The sequence below is a fragment of the Corynebacterium sp. genome, assembly GCF_030530965.1.
GTDB lineage: Bacteria > Actinomycetota > Actinomycetes > Mycobacteriales > Mycobacteriaceae > Corynebacterium.
In genome coordinates this window covers 1-18,376 of sequence record NZ_JAUMTY010000011.1, presented here as the reverse complement: position 1 = coordinate 18,376, position 18,376 = coordinate 1, and the positions used below count along the sequence as shown (strand labels likewise).

Here is an 18,376-nt window from a genome sequence, read left to right as displayed (position 1 = left end):
CGTGTTCTATTTCCGACGTCTGACAGTGCATATATCAGTACGATGGTGATCTATGAGTTTTGTCGAGAAATTCGGAATTTCCACGCAGCGTCAACTCACTGATGAGGAATTAGCTGAGCTTAATGGCGGCGCCGTGTACGGAGAGGAAACTCCTGAAACAGGATCGGGCTCTGCTCTTCCGCACGGTTTAGACCAAACCCTGGGCATGACCTTTACTGCGGTTGGCCCCGAGAGAGTTGAGGGGAGGATCGTGATCGATCAGCGCCACGTTCAGCCATGGGGCGTGACGAATGGTGGCGTGTATTGCGCGATTGGTGAATCTATTGCATCTATCGCGGGATATATCGCCGCTGGGGGACAGGCAACTGTGATGGGAGTAAATAACAACACAGATTTCTTCCGCCCGTCGCGCCCAGGGGATATCTTGCGTGCGATCGCCAGGCCGGTGAATCTCGGCCGGACTTTCCAGGTATGGGAAGTCCTTATCGCGAATGAACAAACCGAGAAGCTTGTGGCGCGGACAAATCTTCGAACGTCGGTTATTCCGCAGTCTTCCACTTCTCAGCAGGGTTAGGAGTACCCAGTTTCCGGGTCTCCCGCACCTCTGCAGCCTTGGGGGATTCGACCGCTAGTTTGTCGAGCCCGTTGCGTGCATAAAGCTGCTGCTGGGTGGTGTCCAAGTGCCACCGCTTGGGGGAAATGGAATTGAGCCCCCAGCTGACCATCGACACCAGCCTGTTGCGGAAGCCCACAATGAAGGCCAAGTGAACCAACAGCCACGTGACCCACCCAAAGAATCCAGCGAATTCAACTTTATCCAGCTTAACGACGGCCTGGAATCGGGACACTGTGGCCATCGAGCCCTTGTCAAAGTACTCAAAGTCAGGGCGCTCCTCGTATGACCGTCCCCGTGCTTCTTGGGCGATCTGTTCGGCAGCATACTTGCCACCCTGGATAGCCACCTGGGCAACACCAGGCAGTTTATTCAGTGACATCATGTCGCCGACGACGAAGACATCGCGGTGGTTGCCCACGGTGAGGTCAGCATTGACGGGTACGCGCCCGGCGCGGTCGACCTCGACACCACTTTGTTTCGCGATGATCGCGCCCAGGGGAGAGGCTGCAACGCCGGCGGACCAAATCTTGCATGACGCCTCGATGGTCGTTTCTTCGCCGGACTCGAGATTCTTGTACGTCAGACCGCGCTTGTTGACGTCCGTCACGATGGAGCCGAGGATAATTTCGACGCCCATCCGGCGTAGTTGGTTGGCGGCTTTTCGGCCCAATCGTTTGCCAAACGGCGGAAGTACCTGGGGCGCTCCGTCGAGAAGAATGATGCGCGCGTCCGCAGGGTCGAAGTTGGAGTATTCGCCCGTCAGGGTGCGGTTCGCCATTTCCGCGACCTGCCCGGCTAACTCGACACCGGTGGGGCCTGCGCCGACGATGGCGAAGGTGAGAAGGCGATCGCGTTCACGCTGATCTGTCGTCATCTCGGCACGTTCGAATGCGCTAATAATGCGGGAGCGGATTTCGAGGGCATCGTCGATGCTCTTCATCCCCGGCGCGTACTTCGCGAACTGGTCGTTGCCGAAGTAGGACTGGCCCGCGCCGGCCGCCACAATCAAGGAATCGTAAGGGAACACGAGCTCGTGACCATCTTGCGACGCTGTGACAGTCTTTGCGTCCGTGTCGACATTTTGAACTTCGCCTCGTGCGACGTGAATGTTGGGATCGGCATGGAAGATTTGCCGAATCGACGAGGCTATTTCACCAGGGGAGAGAATGCCGGTTGCCACTTGATACAGTAGCGGTTGGAAAACGTGGGTATTGTTTCGGTCGATGATTGTGACGTCGACATTTTCGTTGGCAAGGCGTTTTGCCGCGAAAATCCCGCCGAATCCGGCGCCGATAATAACGACGCGGTGCTGAGAATCGTGGGAAGCGGGGGCGTTGTGGTTCGTTTTTTCGGAGGTCATAGGTCTCCTTCGGTGGGATATATCGTGCTTGGTCAGGGATCACGAAAAAGTGTCGCCACACATCAGTGTATGTCGGATCACACAGTATGTAACCAATCACACTATAGTGTCAGGCGTAAGTCTGGTAATTGCCGGGTTCATTCGCGAAGCTAGTCAATGGTTACTTAGTAACTCATGACGGCCCGTGGGGACGTGTGGCGTGGTGCAAACCACCAAGCCCTTATCCGCGGTAGTTTTAGGGCGGGTAGAAAGTAGTAAAAAGGCGCATATACCAGCACTAAGTGGGGTCGGCGTCGGCACGAAGAATCGGAAGGGAGTAGCCGCACAGGTGAAAAATAAAGGGCATATTGACCCCACAACGTGGCCTAACCTCGTCCGTGAACCCTCCGCACCCATGATGGGGGCGAGAGCTAGTGCAGTCCACGACCGACTCGAAGAATTCCTCGACTCCGTCGACATCTCCGTGCCGGACGAACCCATCGGAATTGGAGACATCGATCCCGAACCACCTATTGCTTACAACCCTGAAGCAGTATTTTCGTCGGAACCGATGCGGATGTCGGTCTATGACCCCAATGTCATGAACCGCATGGTGGACTCCGGTTTCCTCGGCCTCGGCGAGGGATATGTCGCGGGAGAATGGGACGCGATACCTCTAGCCGACGTGCTAGCAACTCTGCTCGACCGCGACATCGAGGCCGGATGGGGGAAAATGCTCTCCCGATGGTCGCGGAACAAAGTGACCGGCGTACCCCGTGCAGGTGAACTGCCCCTCGAACTCATCGAACTGTGCACCGGCCCCTCAAAAACATGGGGAAGTCCCCTGTTTGCGACGAGCTCGCGGACATCGGTCACCGAGACGCTGAATTGGAAAAACAAAAACACCATTGTCGACGTGACACGGTACGAATCGCCACAGTCGGTGTCATATGACGATATCGAGTCCGCCCAGTACCGACGCGTGAATCAGATGCTGGATGAATGCCGCGTCGGGCCTGGTTCGCGAGTGCTCGAGTTCCCGGCATCGAGTGCGACGCTTGCCGTGACTGCTGCCCGACGAGGCGCCACCGTCGATGTTCTCACGTCGGACCCCGTTTACGCTGAGGACATACGGCGCATTGTGCGGGAAGAGAAGCTAGCCGGCGCTGTTCACGTGGAAACCATCAGTGGGCCGATACCGAGCCCCCGTCAATGGTCGGGTGTGTATGACGCCATCATGTCGGTTGAACGCATGGAAACGATGGGAATAGGAGGCTTGCGCCCGTTTTTGCGAGCAATTGGGCGGATGCTGTCTCCCGGCGGTCGGGCATGCATACAGAGCGTCATCAACACTGGGCTTTCGGAGAACTCTCTCCAAGCTCTCGGGATCATGCGTGGCTATGTGTGGCCAGCGTTGGAATATCCGACGGTGGAGAACGTCCGCGATGCGCTAATGCGGTACACCGACCTGGTGGAACGGGCTGAAGTTCATTGCGGCGATCATTTGCGTGTCACGTTGCCACTATGGCGACGCGAATTCGCGATTAATCGCGATGCTGCAGCAGCTGCCGGTTTTGATCGTGTTTACCGACGTTTGTGGTTCTATGCCTTAGCGCTGCAAGAAGCCTTGTTTATGCGCGGTGAATTGGATGTCGCTCAGTTTGTTCTTCTAAAGCCGAAGAAGAGCGAGTAGAGGAAGAGGAGTTGGAAGGCTCGGCAACGGATTCCGACGCAACGTCTGCGGAGTCTTCCTCAGCGTCTTGGGTGCCCTGGGCATTCTGATTGGTCTGATCCCGATTACTGCGGTGCTTTCTCCACGCGAGTTGGGTGGCCTTGAACAAAGCCGGTATGACGACGGACAAAAGCCCAAGAACGATAAACCAGTGAACGTATTTGTCGATCAGAGGAATACCCCCTAACCAGTACCCAATTGCGATCACTCCTGCGCCCCATACTGTGCTACCGATGACGGACCAGAGAGTGAACGTTCGGTGTTTCATGCCAGAAACGCCCGCAACGACGGGGGTCAGTGTGCGCACCACGCCGATGAAACGCGCGAGCATCACCGTGGGCGCGCCGAATCGATCAAAGAAATGATGAGTGCGGTCAAGAGCTCGGGGGCCCATCCAGGTCATCGCTCTGGATTCGAGAATTCGCGGGCCAACCTTGCGTCCAAACAAGAAACCGACTTGGTCGCCTGCGATTGCGGCGATGGGGACGGTGAGCATCAGTTGCCACACGTGCGCGAAGGGGTGAGGTTGGGCTGCCAAAATACCCGCGGTGAACAGCAGGGTATCACCGGGGAAGATGAAGCCGATGAGCATGCCGGTTTCCATGAAGATGATGGCGAGGACGCCAATGAAGCCGAAAGTATTGATCAGCATATTGACGTCGAACATGCTTCGCTCACACCCCAATCAACTCAGATCGTGTAGTCGTCGATGAGAGCCCCGGCAGTAGTCTTGCTCTCAAGCGCTCTAGGCTACTCCATGTTGCCTGTGACACGCAGTGGAGCTGCTACGGCGAGCATTCCGTTGCTTATGGGGCAGGGATTACTTGTTAGTGGGCTTAACCGGGGGCAGCGTCGACCACGGGAAATTAATCCACTTATCTGTGTATTTCCATACGTAGTCAGATTTAATGACCGACTGAGGCTTTTCGTAAATAACCGCGGTGCGGGACTCTTTGACCGTTTCTTTGCAGAATTCCTGCACGAGCTCCAGTGTTTTCCCAGTATCGGCGACGTCGTCGGCAATGAGGACTTTCATTCCCGTGAGATCTACCGCGTCCGGAGTGGGCGGCAGCATGATGGGTGTCTCCAGACGCTCGTTGATGCCGGTATAGAACTCGACGTTGATGACCGATACGTTCTTAATCCCCATGGCGTATCCCAGCGCGCCACCAATTAGGAGACCGCCGCGCGCGATGGACAAGATGAGGTCAGGCTCGTAATCATCAATGACTGTTTGAGCGAGCTCACGCATGGCGCAACCGAACTTTTCGTATGTGAGCTCTTCGCGGTCACCTTCGGTTGCTCCGTCGATAACTGGGCCCTTGTTTTTGTCTGATGAGTTCGTTGACGCCGTCATATCCTTGTCCTCGTTGTCGCAGGGAACTGATCCGTGCCAGCACGTCGGCCACATGATCGACGAGTCACACTGGCTTCGGCTGAAAAGCCGTGTACCGATTGTAAAACAGAGCGTCGCGTGACCAGGAATAGGAGAGTGGGGGAGAACAAAACGTAGAGGCCATCCCTCTACGTCGTTCTACGTCGATTTACGTTCCACTACGTTTCGCTCATGTCTTTGTGCTTGGTTTCTGGGATCACCCAAATAGCAATCATGGATATCACGGTGGTGACAGCGAGGTAGAGACCGACCATGTCGACACTGAACCGTGTAACCAGCCATGTTGCGATGAAGGGTGCGATGGCAGCTCCCAGAATCGACGCAAGATTGTATGCAATTCCCGAGCCGGTGTAGCGGACGTTAGTGGGGAAGAGTTCCGGCAGAACTGCGGACATGGGGCTGAAAATGCACCCCATTACACCCATGCCCACGATGAGGAAGATCAGTACCGTCATTTTGTTCGCTGACTCGGAATTCAGTAACACGGGGAACAGAGCCGCGAAAATGAGCATGGCGACCGATGATGTGAGTAGCGATTTCCGACGGCCCCGTTTATCGGCGCCCAGGGCTGCAAATGGAATGGTTCCCATAAACATCAATACTGAGATGAGTTGTAGAACAAGGAATTCTTCGTAGGGGATTCCCAGGCCAGCTGAGTCCTCGGGTTTTCCAATGCCGTATGACAAAATCCACGTTGTAATGAGGTAGAAGAGCGTGTAGCAGGACACCATGACTAAGGTGCCTTGGATAATTTGAACCCATGATGTCTTGAAGACTTCCGCGAGTGGTGCGTCGACCCGCTTGCCAGATTCAACGGCTTTCTTGAAGACGGGGGTTTCTTCTAATGAGAAGCGAACCCATAGGCCGATAATGACCATGACTGAAGAGAAGAGGAACGGAATACGCCATCCCCACGACATGAATGCGCCGGAGGTGTCACCGATGGTGTAACCCAAGGTGGTTGCGAGGATAAGGAAGGATCCGTTGGCTACCAGGAAACCAATCGGTGCTCCCAATTGCGGCCACATCGCAGCCCACGCTCTTTTATCTTTTGAGGCGGTTTCTGTGGCCAGAAGTGCTGCCCCCGACCATTCTCCACCAAGGCCGAGCCCCTGGCTGAACCTCATGAGTGCTAATAGTGCAGGCGCGAATAAGCCGATGGTCCCATACGTCGGCAATAAACCGATGATGAATGTCGCTATCCCCATGGTGAGGAGCGAGGCGACTAGCGTTGCTTTGCGGCCGATTCGGTCGCCGAAATGCCCAAAAACGACGGAGCCCAGTGGCCGACCGAGAAAAGCGAGTCCGAACGTCGCAAAAGATGCGAAAAGTTTAACCGTCGGGTCGTCATTATCTGGAAAGAATAAATAGGGGAAAACAGCTACCGCGGCTGTGGCGTAAACATAGAAATCATAAAACTCGATTGTTGTTCCCACCATGGATGCGACGATAATTTTCCGACGCATCGACGGGTCTGTCATTGGGGAGGCTGTACCAGGGGAGACGGTAGTGGAACCCGGCGCTCGGGTAGCAGAAGTCACGCGAATAGTCCTTATTACTCAATACACGCTTTAGGCATGTACATGCTTCACGTATTTATGGGCAGATGACTGATATAGCAAAGAGGTTGGCTATAGGACCTTGGATGACTAGTAGGCAGGGGTGGCGCCATCTAGGCACGTCAAGTAGGCATAGGATACTTTCCCGAAATGCGAAAAACAAGTCTCATATAATGGAATTCTTTAATGCGACTTCGTCCATCCGACTAGCACCGAGCCGAGTGCAGGCCTACTATTCCCTCTCGTGGCAAAAAGAAGGATAGGTGGGCGCTCCCTCAATCCGACACAGTTAGTGTCCATCGGGTTCTTTGGGCTTATCGTTATCGGTGCTCTAGCGCTGATGATGCCGTTTTCCAGTGTGACGCACACGGTGACTGACCCTTTAACAGCAGTTTTTACGTCGACGTCGGCCGTCTCGCTGACGGGGCTGACTGTCGTGGATACGGGAGGGCACTGGAGCACCACGGGCAAGATCATCATTGCCACCCTCATTCAGCTCAGTGGCTTGGGGATCATGAGTTTGACCTCGCTAGCTGGGATGATTCTCACGGGGCGGTTCGGTCTTCGACTGCGGATGAATGCCGCTGCGGAAGGGCGCACACTATCTATTGGCGACGTGAAGTCCACTCTCATTGCCACCCTCGGTTTTACAGCCTTGGTAGAAGGTGCTGTGACTCTGATGTTGGCATCGCGATTTGCCAATAAGTACGGAATGTCGGTTGACCGCGCCATGGGGGAAGGCCTTTTCCACGCGATTTCATCATTTAACAACGCGGGTTTCGGCCTCCGGAAAGACAACCTTGTTCCATATGCCGCGGATGCGTGGATCCTCCTGCCCCTGGCCGGCTCCATCATCATTGGTGGTTTGGGCTTCCCGGTCCTTCGCGAACTGGTCACGCGGCTGAGGATCCGCGTGTCACGTGGCTGGAACTCGTCCAACCGAGACAAGCGACTTGGCCATCTCAGTGTGACGTCCCGCCTGACGCTCATCGGAACCGCCGTTTTGGTCTTAGGCGGCTGGCTTGTGATCGGTGTCTTGGAATGGAACAAGGCCATGTCTGGAATGCCGATAGGTGAAAAAATTCTTACCGCGTTTTTCCAATCCGTGACCCCTCGTACCGCGGGTTTCAATTCAGTGGATTACGGGCAGTTTCATCCGTCAACACTTTTTATCACTGACATTTTCATGTTCATTGGTGGCGGTTCGGCAGGAACCGCGGGTGGCATTAAAATCTCAACGCTTCTTGTTCTCGTGGCGGCGATGATTGCAGAATTCCGTGGCGAGACTGACACCGTCATTGGCCACCGAAAAATCTCCTACTCAGTTGTTCGGCAGGCGATGACAGTATTCGCGTTGGGAATCATGTTGGTCGCGGTCGGTGTCATCTCGTTGATGTTGATCGAAAATAAGTTCACTGGTTCCCAAATTCTGTTTGAAGTCACCTCAGCATTCGGCACCGTCGGTTTGACCACGGGTATCACGCCGTCATTGCAGGGCTCGTCGCAAATTATTTTGTGCTTCATTATGTATCTGGGCCGCATCGGTCCGATCACATTGGTCACCGCGCTAGCTGGTCAGGATAAAGCGCGACGTTTCTCGTATCCAGAAGAACGACCGTTCATTGGTTAAACGTCATTGGTTAGACGCTGGAACGAGAGTAGTTTTTAAAGACCTGACACGGTGGAAGAGCGTCGTCCGTCCACGTCAGGATTAGTAAAATCGCAACTAGGGGAGGACAATCCCGATGGTGCATTTCTTTTCATCAACAACCCGTCCGAAGATGAATCTCGCGCCGGTCGTTATTGTCGGTTTAGGGCGCTTCGGCTCCGCGATGGCTAGGGAACTGACGGACCACGGCGTCGAAGTGATGGGAATAGACAGCAGGCAGCGGATGGTCCAGAATGCAGCCGATATCGTCACGAATACTGCCGTCGCTGACTCTACTGATATTGAAGCCCTCCGCCAGTTGGGTGTTGATCAGGTTGGCCGCGCGGTTGTTGCGATTGGGTCGAACCTTGAGGCCTCCATCTTGACCGCGTCGAACCTCATGGAGCTCGGGGTTAAGGATGTGTGGGCCAAAGCGGACTCTAAGGCCCATGGACGGATTTTGACTCAGCTGGGAGTCCACCATGTGGTCCGCCCAGAGGCCGATACTGGTCGCCGGGTCGCGCACATGCTGGGAGGCCACATCCAGGAATTCGTGCAGTTCGACAAGGGCTACAGCATGATCATGACCAAGCCGAACAAAGTGCTTCTTCGCGATCCACTCGATAACCGACGCTTGTGGGAGGACTACAAAGTGCACGTTGTCTCGGTACGGAGCGACGGTGGCCAGTGGGTTCCGGCGACCGATGGCCGTGATTTTGAATCTACGGATGCACTGATCCTTGCAGGAAGCCCAGAGCGGATTGAAACATTTGCCCGGAAATAGCGTGAAGGATGCCGTTACCGACCATCCAGCGACGGTCGGTTCTTTCCGGTCGGCCTTCTCTTCGTGGGGTCGGTTCCGTACGGAGATCTTCGGCGGGTTGGTAACCTCGCTCGCCCTCATCCCCGAAGTGATTTCTTTCTCGATCGTTGAGGGCGTCGATCCGCGAGTTGGCTTATTCACATCGTTCGTCATGTGCGTGGCGATCGCTTTTACCGGCGGCAGGCCCGCGATGGTCACGGCGGCGGCAGGATCAGTGGCGCTCGTCATGGCCCCGCTGGTGAAAAACCACGGAGTGGAGTATCTGGTTCCCGCGGTCTTGTTGGCGGGACTGATCCAGATTGCTCTGGGGCTCGGCGGCGTCGCCAACTTAATGCGCTTTATTCCGCGAAGCGTGATGAACGGGTTCGTAAACGCCCTGGCTATCCTCATTTTTCTTGCCCAACTCCAGCACGTCATTCACGTGCCGTGGATGGTTTATGTGCTGGTTGCCATAAGCCTTGCCATTATGGTTGTCTGGCCGCGCGTGAATAGAGTCATTCCAGGTCCCTTGGTGGCCATTGTGGTTGTGACAGCGTTGGCCATTCTGGGGCATATCGACGTTCCCACCGTCCGTGATCAGGGAGAACTGCCCCATGGGGTGCCGTCGTTGATCATTCCGGATGTAGTGTTCGGGTTCCGCCATTTCGGGGTTATCGCGCCGTACGCGCTGGGGGCCGCCATCGTCGGTCTCATCGAGTCGTTGTTGACCGCGAAACTTGTTGATGACATCACGGACCAGCACTCTGATAAAACCAGAGAGTCATGGGGCCTGGGGATTGCGAATGTCGCTAGTGCCTTCGTCGGAGGCCAGGGCGGTTGCGCGATGATCGGCCAGACGATGATCAATGTACGCCACGCTCAGGCCCGTACACGCCTCTCGACGCTTCTTGCCGGTGTTTTTCTCCTTGTGCTGGTGGTTTCGCTGGGGGAGATCGTTGGGCAAATCCCGATGGCCGCGCTCGTCGCCGTGATGTTCGTCGTCGCCTTTTCGACGATGGATTGGCACTCGGTCGACCCGAGAACGCTCCGGAGAATGCCGCTGAGCGAGACGGCAGTGATGGGTGCGACGATTATCGCGACAGTGGTGACAAATAACCTCGCGGTCGGCGTCGTGTGTGGGGTAGTGGGCGCAAGCGTGATGTTTGTTCGTCGCGTGGCCCATATGGTGACGGTGGAGCAGGTGGACCATTCTCCGGAGACCAGTCGATATCGGGTTCGGGGACAGTTGTTTTTTGCGTCGAGTAATGACGTGGTGTTCAGCTTTAATTACACTGACCCGGCGAAAACTATCGAAATTGATGTCTCTGACGCCGAAGTGTGGGATTCTTCCGCCGTATCAGCTTTGGAATCTATTGCTTACAAGTATCGCCAGCGCGGTAAACATGTTCAGGTTGTGGGCGCGACGGGCGCTAGCTTAGAGCGTCTACGTCGGTTGTCCTCACTGGCGATCGTGGACGAGTAGTTCTCGGATAGGCAGGTGGGGTGCGAATGTGTCGTTCTCTGCCTTGGAGAGCACAATAAAGCTGTGAATGAAATAGGTAGTTCCCATCGTGTTCACCAGTTACAACGGCGTATTCGTTTCATTGTCGCGTTTACGATTGCATACAACGTGGTTGAAGCTGTGGTAACAGTGAGTGCGGGGCGGCTTGCCTCCTCTGGCGCCTTGGTAAGTTTCGGCCTCGATTCGACGATTGAGGTTGCTTCTGCAGTAGCAATCGCGTGGCAATATAGCCGACGAGACCCTGAGCGGTGGGAGAAGCCCACGCTGCGGTTGATCGCATGGTTGTTTTTCTTGCTGGCCGCGTATGTCACTGTGGAGTCAGTGATCACTTTGGTGAATCATCGGGAACCTGATCACAGCGCTGTCGGCTTGGGCATGGTGATAGCAAGTGTCATCATCATGCCTCTCGTGTCCTTTCTTGAAAGAGACGCAGGTCGAGCCTTGGGCTCGTCGAGTGCGGTGGCTGACTCTAAACAAACTTTGGTGTGCGCGTACTTGTCAGTGGCGGTGCTGGTCGGCTTGGCTGTGGATTGGCTCTTCGGATGGTGGTGGGCCGACCCTGTAGCTGCCCTGGTCGTGGCTGCTCTTGCTGTTCATGAGGGCAAGGAAGCGTGGGAAGGGGAGTCGTGTGCTGCCTCGTCTCACGAGGCTCTTGCCGCCACTGAAGGATAGCTGCTTAGAAGTGCGTCATTTTTACTCATTCCGTGCACGCAGGGCCTGGGACCACTTAATGGCCTGCCCTGTACGAAGGATCGAGCGCTCATAGATCGCCGACGCGAACCAGATCGCCAGTGCGGTCGCCACGAGCAGGATGCCGAGGGAGAGCAGATGATCCCAGATCGTGCCCTGGCCCAAGAACACGCGCAGTGGCGTTGCCACGGGGGCAGAGAAGGGGATAAGCGCCATGATCCGCAGCGCCTCTGGGTTGTCGTTGAAGAAGATCACCGCGACGTACGGGATCATAATCAGCATCATCACGGGCATCGACGTCGAACCAATGTCCTCCTGACGAGAAACGAGGGAGGCGGCCGCGGCGTAGAGGGAAGCGATCATCACGAAACCGATCGCGAATAGCAACACGAACCACAGGATCGGTGCTCTGAGGCCGTCGAGCGGTAGAACGGAGTTGTTAAACCGCATGCCCAGTAGAAGGACCCCGGCGATCAGCACCACTTGCAAGAAAGCCATCACGGAGTTACCGATGACTTTGCCGGTCATCAGGGCCTTCGCCGGGATTGTCGCGAGAAGAATCTCTACGATGCGAGACTGTTTTTCCTCGATCACTGAGACGGCGATCTGTTGGCCGTAGATGATAGCGATCATAAAGAACGCGATGCCGAACCCGAAGGCGATGAAATATCGTACGCCTGGGTTAGGGGCGTCTGGATCTAGTAACTCCACGTTCGGAGACACCGACAGAGCCTGGACCATATTCTCTGGCGTGGAGTCCAGCCCGACGACGGTGATGCCGGCAGGGGATGACTTGTCCGTGATCACCGCGGCGTCTGCGTCGCCGTTACGTACGGCGTCCTTTGCAGCTTCCGCGGAGTCCACGACCTGAGGTTTGTAGGAATCGCCAAGGCCTTGTACCACCTGGGAAGTTTCGGCGGTCACGGCCACTTTCTTCCCGTCGCCAGCAAAGAGATCACCCAAGCGCGGAGCCAAAAGCACACCCAGCATAAGCAGCCCGAGCACGATCACCGTGGTCACCACGAACGCTTTGGACATCATCTTGACCTTCATCTCACGGCCAGCCACCAGGCCGACGGCAGTCCAAAACGACGTACGCTCGCCACTGCCGGAGGTGAGATGACCGTTCTCATCAACCGGGGAGGAGTGGGTCTGGGGCGAGGCGTTCATCGGGTGACCTCCGTGAAAATCTCATGCAGGGAATGGCGGACAGGGCCGAAACTGTGGATGGGGCCGCGGGAGGTGGCCTCCCGGAGAACCTCGTTGGCGACGTCCACCGATTCGGCGCGGAAGCGGACCTGCCCCTCGTCGGCACTGGTGATTGTCACGCCGGGTATTGAGTGAATCCAGTCGGTGCCCGCCGTGGTGACGAGCTCCCATTCGGCCTCGGTGTGCTGCTCGATGAGTTCATCGCGGGTGCCGCTGGCCACCACGCGACCGTCGGCGAGAATGATGAGCACATCGCAGAGTCGTTCCACGACGTCCAGCTGGTGAGAGGAGAAGAGGACGGGAATACCGGTGTCTGCAGTTTCCTGCAATACCTGCAGGGTGATGTCGACTGCGTGCGGGTCCAGGCCGGAAAATGGTTCGTCCAGTACGAGAGCGCTGGGCTTGTGTACTAATGCGGCAGCCACCTGGGCTCGCTGCTGATTGCCAAGAGATAGCTCTTCGAGCTTGTCTTTCGCACGGTGGTCGAGGTCCAACCGTTCTAGCAGGTTCATTGCCCGGGTCTTTGCTGCCTTCGCCGAGGATCCGTGCAGGCGGGCAAGATAGACAAGCTGGTCAATCACTGGCATTTTTGGGTAGAGGCCGCGTTCCTCGGGCATGTAACCGATGCCCGCGCGGTAATCGCTGGTGATGGGTTCTCCATCGACGAGAATCTCACCTGAGTCGTGGGAGAGTACGCCAAGCAGGATGCGCATAGTGGTGGTCTTGCCAGCACCGTTGCCGCCCACGAAGCCTGTCATTAGCCCAGGCTTAATATCAAACGATAAATCGTGGAGGGCGCGCTTGTCGCCAAAACTCTTATCGAGCCCTCGGACGCTGATCATGTCGCCAGGATATAGGACGGGTCTAGGCCGGGCCACCGGACGGCTGCGAACCAGAGGGCACCAGGCTAAAGGTAAAAATACGTAGTTTTCGTACGGTCAGATATCTTTAACCTTTTCCCATGATTCGATGGGGCCCTCAATAACAGTGAATAGCGAATGAACTGGGGGAATAGTTAGATTTTCGTCACTGTCAGTGGGCTGGAGATAACTGTTGAGAGTGGACGACAACCACTCGGGATCTCGGCTGGCCACCTTTGTACCGAGGAAACGGAGTTCGTAGCGGAGCTGGCCTGTTGTTACAGGTATTGAATTCTGAGTTTGTGCGGTCTGGGCTATATCGTCCGAGCTATAAGCGATACGGTCGCGGTTAAAGTTATAGCCACGAGAGTCAGCTTCATCAGCGAGTGCGTGCAAATATGTCGCAACCGATAGCACGGGATCGTCGGTGGCTCTAAACCTTTCCAGTTGTGGATGGTTCGTGTAGCCCTTGGTGAGTCCGCGGAGAACTTTTTGTGCGAGTAAGGTTTCTCGCCAACATGCGACGAGTCCGCGACGGTCGAGCAGGCGGGGGTGTAGTGACCAGATGCGCATAGTTTCAGTGTTCCTTGCAATCACAGTGTGGAGTACCGGACCTCGGTAACGAGATATCGGTAAAGTGTAATAACGTTAATTATTGGTTTTCCTGTTGCTTTATCTAGTGTCCCGTCGTCCGTTCTGATGGACATTGTGAATCGCGGTGAAGGTGGCGGAGACTATATCAAGAATGCCATCTACGGCTGTGCAGGTGGCACTGTCGGTAAGTTTGCTTGGAAGTTAATCCCGAATAGTGTAAAGCAGAAGATTTACACCGCTGTGGTTAAGTTCTACTGGGATCACATCCGTAAGAAGTAAGGGAGCGCTATAAATGCATAGCTGGGGAGTTTTTGCACTGTTTGCCCTGGGTTTCTTGGCCTGCGCTGGTTTGGCGGGCATCCGCACTCCTGAGGAACCAGGTCGATCACGCATCGGGGCTTTTGTAGCCGTGCTTCTGGCAATTCCTGCCGTTATTGTTCTGGTGTTGATCGCTAAAGACGGCTCAGAACCTGCTTCAACAGGTGAGTTGTTTGGTGTGGCAGGCTATGCGTTCATCGTGTCTGTTTCGGGAGGTTATCTTCTGGAGAAGCGTAAACGCACGTGATTAGCTTTTTTGGGGCATTCTCGGCGTCAGTTGGTAAAAACCGGCTGGCGTTTTCTCTTCCGGGGTGTTTTTACGGTTAGCCACGGGAACAAATCCTCCAGGATTCCGTCCGTACCGTCTTTTGTGACAAAGGTATATTGTTTCCCACATTGACTCTCAACCGATAATTCGGATGAGGTCTACAGTGAAATCTTTGACCAAATGGTGGAGCCGACGAATGCGGCTCTTCGAACTGGGGATGACGAAGAGGCTGTCCGTATCTATCCGGAAGGCTTCGATAGATCGGTGCGGTTCACCCCGAGTTAATCGGTTAATGATTGGACGGGGTGGGCCCGGGGGCGGGGGTCAGAACGATTAGTGGGATGTATTGCTGTGTTGAAGAAGCGGCAGAGATACATGTAGCCAAAGTGACATAATGTAGATTATCGGCTAAATATATTGTGGTGTTTTACCTCAGTGTGCGGATGATATGCGCTCAACCGGCCTCAACCGCAGATCTCTGAAGGCACACTCCCTAACACTCTTTCTGTCACAGTGACTTAATAATCGTGTGTAACGGGATGTCGTACTCGCACAGCCACGCATCACCAAGGCGCACAACATCAAGACTTCGGAGATCGTCATTTAGTGGTTCGCTGCTTATTCTTCGAGCGATACACCTGGCACAGCTGGACGATGGTGAGTACGAATAACACCGCGAAGACAACCAATATGATCCACAACTTCTGAATAAGCGCGATCACGATAAGAACGGCCAAGACTGCTAATCGCAGCCACCGTGTCCAAATTAGTGTTTCGTCACTCATTACTGCTTCTCCATAGTTAGCAGCAGATTGATCTCGCCTGTTTCGTCAATCTTGGCGGCAACGAATTGTGGCGATTCAATGTCATAGTCGCGCCTATTGATCGGAATAGTACTCGAAACAATCAGTTTCTTACCCGTGCGTAGTGCTTTTAGCTTGACGTCGATGTCTTTTTTCACACCGTGAATTTCCATGGTCCCCGGCACAGTAATTTCATCAGCGTGCCCGTCGCCTGGCAATGATGAAACGTCGACTGGGCCTTTGATTGTGAACACTGCCTTCGGGAACTCGTCAGTGTTCAGGATGGTTCGTCGGACGTTGATATCGCGTTTCTCAACATCACTGGAAATCGACGTCAGATCAGTGGTTGCCGATCCTTCTGTCAACTTTTGATCCGACACGGTGAATGACCCGTCAACTTTATTCGTTGACCCGCTTGTTTCCTTGGATTTACCAGGAAGAATCTCGTGGAACGTATATCCGGCAGATGTTGCGTTCTTCCCCGAGCCCCGGACAATCTTCCAACTGCCGTTGATATCGGTGCTTGCTGCCTTGGCGTCGCCGTCGGTGAGCGATTCAGTTTTTGTCCCCCGGTCGGTAACCGCTTTATAAACGACCGGCCCAACAGATGCTAAGACAATGGTGACAATTGCTATGACAACCAATGTGATCCAAGGCTTCTTCATAAGCGCCATGGTACTAGCCGCAGGTATTTATGTATTAGCTTGTTCAACGCCCAGGCGGATGGACTCGATATCTCGCGCTAAAGACACAAGATCGCCTGTCATAGCGGCAAGCTCACTTGACGTTGCGCCTTCTTGTGCCGCCGTGTTGATATCCTCTGCAGCGCAGCGTAACTCAAAGAGTGAATCGAATAGGTATTGTGCTTTCTTGCCCCGCAAGACGATGTCTGAGTCCGATATTCCGACTCCACGCCCCTCATGGCGCTGCTCGTAGGCTCGTTGTCGGCAGGATCGTGAGCAGTATTTAGGTTTGCGTCCACGCCCCGAGTATTCGACTGGGTTCCCGCACCACTGACAACGGACTTCCTGTGTTGAACGTTCCTTTTCCATCATAATCTTCCATCATTATCCGTGGTATATGACGCTTAAAGATCGACCTGATGTACCAATCATGGAACAGATCTGCCGCTAACATCGTTATATCTAACGATGGTTATAATGAGTAACTGGTTTCTTTAGACCTTAGCGCGACATTACGCTCAAGTTGTAAAGCTTTACCAGTACGTACCCCAATGACGTAAGGACTGATTCCCCGCATGGCAGATCGTGTTCTCCGTGGCAGTCGAATGGGCGCCGTTTCCTACGAAACGGATCGCGACCATGATCTAGCCCCTCGGCAGCTTGTCAAGTACCGCACCGAGGACGGAAAGATATGGGAAGTTCCTTTTGCCGATGACGCTGAAATCCCAGGTGAATGGCCGTGCCAGAACGGCAAAATCGGTGAGCTCGTGGAAGGCGAAGGCACAGAGGCAAAGCCCGTCAAACCACCCCGTACACACTGGGACATGCTTCGCGAACGTCGCAGCATCGATGAGCTCGAAAAGCTTCTCAACGAGCGTCTCGACATGCTTAAGCAGCGCCGCCGTATCGCTGCCAAGATGATGAAGGAACAAAAAGAAGCCGAAGAGAAAGCCAAGTCGAAGTAATTCGGCTCCCCCTCGCCTTTTCACAAACGGATCCGGTCTCCCCCGCGACTATTCGCAGTCAGAGGCCGGATCCGTTTTTCGTCGCAACTATTACGAGTTGAAACGTCGCTTTTGTTTCTCGATTAGCTCGTGCACTTCGTGCTTGATCAAGCGCTTCGACGACGTGAACAGCTCTTTCGCTTGCTTGCTTCGATACGCCACTCCCCACTTGGTCACCTCGAGGAGGGAATCTTTCACGAAGTTCCCGGAGAGCTTCGACTCCCCTAGCTCGCGCTCGGTGAAAGTAATCGGCACCTCCCGAACATCGAACCCCTGCTGGAGAATCCGCCAGGCAAGGTCCGTTTGGAAGATATAGCCTGCGTTACTCAACTCGTCGAGATCCACGGCCTCGAGTACAGACCGTCGATAAGCTCTGTAACCAGCGGTAATATCGCGAATTCCCGCGCCCAAGACGACATTGATGTACGTGTTTCCACCCCGGGATAGGAATTGGCGATACGCGGGCCAATTCACGGTTTCCCCGCCCGGCACATACCGCGAACCAATCGTCAGGTCCGCACCATCATTGACCGAGTCGAGCAAAAGGTGGAGTTGCTCAGGAGCGTGGGAGCCGTCGGCATCCATCTCACAGATTACGTCGTAATTCTGATCAAGCCCCCACCGGAAACCAGCGACATACGCTGCACAGAGGCCTTCTTTCCCCTTGCGGTGCAAGACGTGGATATGGGAATCATCGGATGCCATCTGGTCAGCAAGATCACCAGTGCCATCGGGGCTATTGTCATCGACGACCAAGACGTCTACGCGGTCAGGCTCTGCTTTGCGCAAACGGCCCACGATGAGGGGCAAATTATCCTTTTCGTTGTACGTCGGGATGATGACCAACGTGTTGTCGCTCGGTTGAGTCAACGGTGATCCTCTCTCTTGATAACTACTTTGACTTTACCCGCTGTGGCTTCCGTTGTGAGATAGCGGCACCCAGAGCCACGACGACACCAAGCCCGCACAGTGTCCACTCGATGATCGTCGCCGAGTATGAGGCAATAGTTCGCGTCGAACGGAGTGGAAGCTGGGCATGCAGAATCCCCTCCGTGAAAATCTGGGTGCGCTCAGACACTCGTCCGTCTGGCCGAATGATAGCGGACACGCCCGATGTCGCGGCAACGACCGTGGCGCGGTCATATTCCACAGAACGCAACCGGCTCATCGCCAACTGCTGGTAGGACATGTCCGTAAAGCCAAAGGTCGCGTTATTCGTCGGGACTGTGAAGATTTGCGCACCACCCTCCACAGCGTGTTGGAAGGCGCCATCAAACGCGACTTCATAACAAGTGCCGACGCCGACCGGGATGAGAGCATTCGTTTTGCCCGA

At 55.0% G+C, this 18,376-nt stretch carries 19 protein-coding genes; 8 read left to right on the top strand and 11 right to left on the bottom strand.

From position 1 onward, the window contains the following. Positions 1–52 precede the first annotated feature (52 nt). Complete coding sequence (locus tag Q3981_RS03650; protein ID WP_303124009.1) at positions 53–574, top strand: PaaI family thioesterase; 522 nt, start codon at positions 53–55, stop codon at positions 572–574. Here Q3981_RS03650 and Q3981_RS03645 read toward each other — a convergent pair. Further along, complete coding sequence (locus tag Q3981_RS03645; RefSeq protein ID WP_303124007.1) at positions 540–1,976, bottom strand: NAD(P)/FAD-dependent oxidoreductase; 1,437 nt, start codon at positions 1,974–1,976, stop codon at positions 540–542. The genes Q3981_RS03650 and Q3981_RS03645 overlap by 35 nt on opposite strands. Before the next feature lie 199 nt (positions 1,977–2,175). Between Q3981_RS03645 and Q3981_RS03640 the strand changes: the two genes are divergently transcribed. Further along, a complete protein-coding gene (locus Q3981_RS03640) occupies positions 2,176–3,648 on the top strand; it encodes a cyclopropane-fatty-acyl-phospholipid synthase family protein (protein WP_303124005.1) in 1,473 nt (490 codons plus the stop codon). Here the strand turns inward: Q3981_RS03640 and Q3981_RS03635 are convergent. From Q3981_RS03635 to Q3981_RS03625, 3 genes are all read right to left on the bottom strand, one after another. Next, complete coding sequence (locus Q3981_RS03635; protein ID WP_303124003.1) at positions 3,587–4,354, bottom strand: DedA family protein; 768 nt, start codon at positions 4,352–4,354, stop codon at positions 3,587–3,589. The genes Q3981_RS03640 and Q3981_RS03635 overlap by 62 nt on opposite strands. A 153-nt stretch (positions 4,355–4,507) precedes the next feature. Then, a complete protein-coding gene (locus Q3981_RS03630; protein ID WP_012731523.1) occupies positions 4,508–5,044 on the bottom strand; it encodes a phosphoribosyltransferase in 537 nt (178 codons plus the stop codon). A 197-nt stretch (positions 5,045–5,241) separates the two neighbouring features. Then, positions 5,242–6,564, bottom strand: coding sequence for an MFS transporter (locus tag Q3981_RS03625; protein WP_303124001.1), 1,323 nt, complete (start codon positions 6,562–6,564; stop codon positions 5,242–5,244). Between the two features lie 322 nt (positions 6,565–6,886). Between Q3981_RS03625 and Q3981_RS03620 the strand changes: the two genes are divergently transcribed. The 4 genes from Q3981_RS03620 (at position 6,887) to Q3981_RS03605 (ending at position 11,286) form a co-directional block, all read left to right on the top strand. Next, the gene (locus Q3981_RS03620) at positions 6,887–8,272 is read left to right on the top strand and encodes a TrkH family potassium uptake protein (protein WP_303123999.1); all 1,386 of its coding nucleotides are present in this window, start codon (positions 6,887–6,889) and stop codon (positions 8,270–8,272) included. A gap of 115 nt (positions 8,273–8,387) precedes the next feature. Next, entirely contained in the window at positions 8,388–9,074 is a 687-nt protein-coding gene (locus Q3981_RS03615; protein ID WP_012731526.1) for a TrkA family potassium uptake protein, read from the top strand. After that, a complete protein-coding gene (locus tag Q3981_RS03610) occupies positions 9,061–10,575 on the top strand; it encodes a SulP family inorganic anion transporter (RefSeq protein WP_303124072.1) in 1,515 nt (504 codons plus the stop codon). Before Q3981_RS03615 ends, Q3981_RS03610 begins: the two co-directional genes overlap by 14 nt. Before the next feature lie 63 nt (positions 10,576–10,638). Further along, positions 10,639–11,286, top strand: a complete 648-nt coding sequence (locus Q3981_RS03605) for a cation transporter (RefSeq protein WP_303123996.1) — start codon at positions 10,639–10,641, stop codon at positions 11,284–11,286. Between the two features lie 21 nt (positions 11,287–11,307). On the opposite strand, the gene Q3981_RS03600 is transcribed toward Q3981_RS03605, so the two are convergent. The 3 genes from Q3981_RS03600 to Q3981_RS03590 all read right to left on the bottom strand — a co-directional run bounded on the left by Q3981_RS03600 (position 11,308) and on the right by Q3981_RS03590 (position 13,946). Further along, the gene (locus Q3981_RS03600) at positions 11,308–12,474 is read right to left on the bottom strand and encodes an ABC transporter permease (RefSeq protein WP_303123994.1); all 1,167 of its coding nucleotides are present in this window, start codon (positions 12,472–12,474) and stop codon (positions 11,308–11,310) included. Beyond that, positions 12,471–13,355 (bottom strand): ABC transporter ATP-binding protein, encoded by an 885-nt coding sequence (locus tag Q3981_RS03595; protein WP_303123992.1) that lies wholly within the window; start codon positions 13,353–13,355, stop codon positions 12,471–12,473. The genes Q3981_RS03600 and Q3981_RS03595 overlap by 4 nt, the downstream gene beginning before the upstream one ends. A 96-nt stretch (positions 13,356–13,451) precedes the next feature. Then, the gene (locus Q3981_RS03590; RefSeq protein WP_303123990.1) at positions 13,452–13,946 is read right to left on the bottom strand and encodes a pyrimidine dimer DNA glycosylase/endonuclease V; all 495 of its coding nucleotides are present in this window, start codon (positions 13,944–13,946) and stop codon (positions 13,452–13,454) included. Between the two features lie 313 nt (positions 13,947–14,259). On the opposite strand from Q3981_RS03590, the gene Q3981_RS03585 reads away from it, so the two are divergent. Further along, positions 14,260–14,532, top strand: a complete 273-nt coding sequence (locus Q3981_RS03585) for a hypothetical protein (protein WP_303123988.1) — start codon at positions 14,260–14,262, stop codon at positions 14,530–14,532. A 620-nt stretch (positions 14,533–15,152) separates the two neighbouring features. Here Q3981_RS03585 and Q3981_RS03580 read toward each other — a convergent pair. Further along, positions 15,153–15,338 (bottom strand): hypothetical protein, encoded by a 186-nt coding sequence (locus Q3981_RS03580; protein ID WP_303123986.1) that lies wholly within the window; start codon positions 15,336–15,338, stop codon positions 15,153–15,155. Next, a complete protein-coding gene (locus Q3981_RS03575) occupies positions 15,338–16,021 on the bottom strand; it encodes a YceI family protein (RefSeq protein WP_052292467.1) in 684 nt (227 codons plus the stop codon). The genes Q3981_RS03580 and Q3981_RS03575 overlap by 1 nt, the downstream gene beginning before the upstream one ends. Before the next feature lie 593 nt (positions 16,022–16,614). Here Q3981_RS03575 and Q3981_RS03570 point away from each other — a divergent pair. Further along, entirely contained in the window at positions 16,615–17,004 is a 390-nt protein-coding gene (locus Q3981_RS03570; protein WP_046202337.1) for an RNA polymerase-binding protein RbpA, read from the top strand. 90 nt (positions 17,005–17,094) lie between these two features. Here the strand turns inward: Q3981_RS03570 and Q3981_RS03565 are convergent, their stop codons facing one another. Continuing rightward, entirely contained in the window at positions 17,095–17,913 is an 819-nt protein-coding gene (locus Q3981_RS03565) for a polyprenol monophosphomannose synthase (protein ID WP_046202336.1), read from the bottom strand. 22 nt (positions 17,914–17,935) lie between these two features. After that, on the bottom strand, positions 17,936–18,376 hold a 441-nt coding region (locus tag Q3981_RS03560; RefSeq protein WP_303123982.1), incomplete at its 5' end, for a nitrilase-related carbon-nitrogen hydrolase.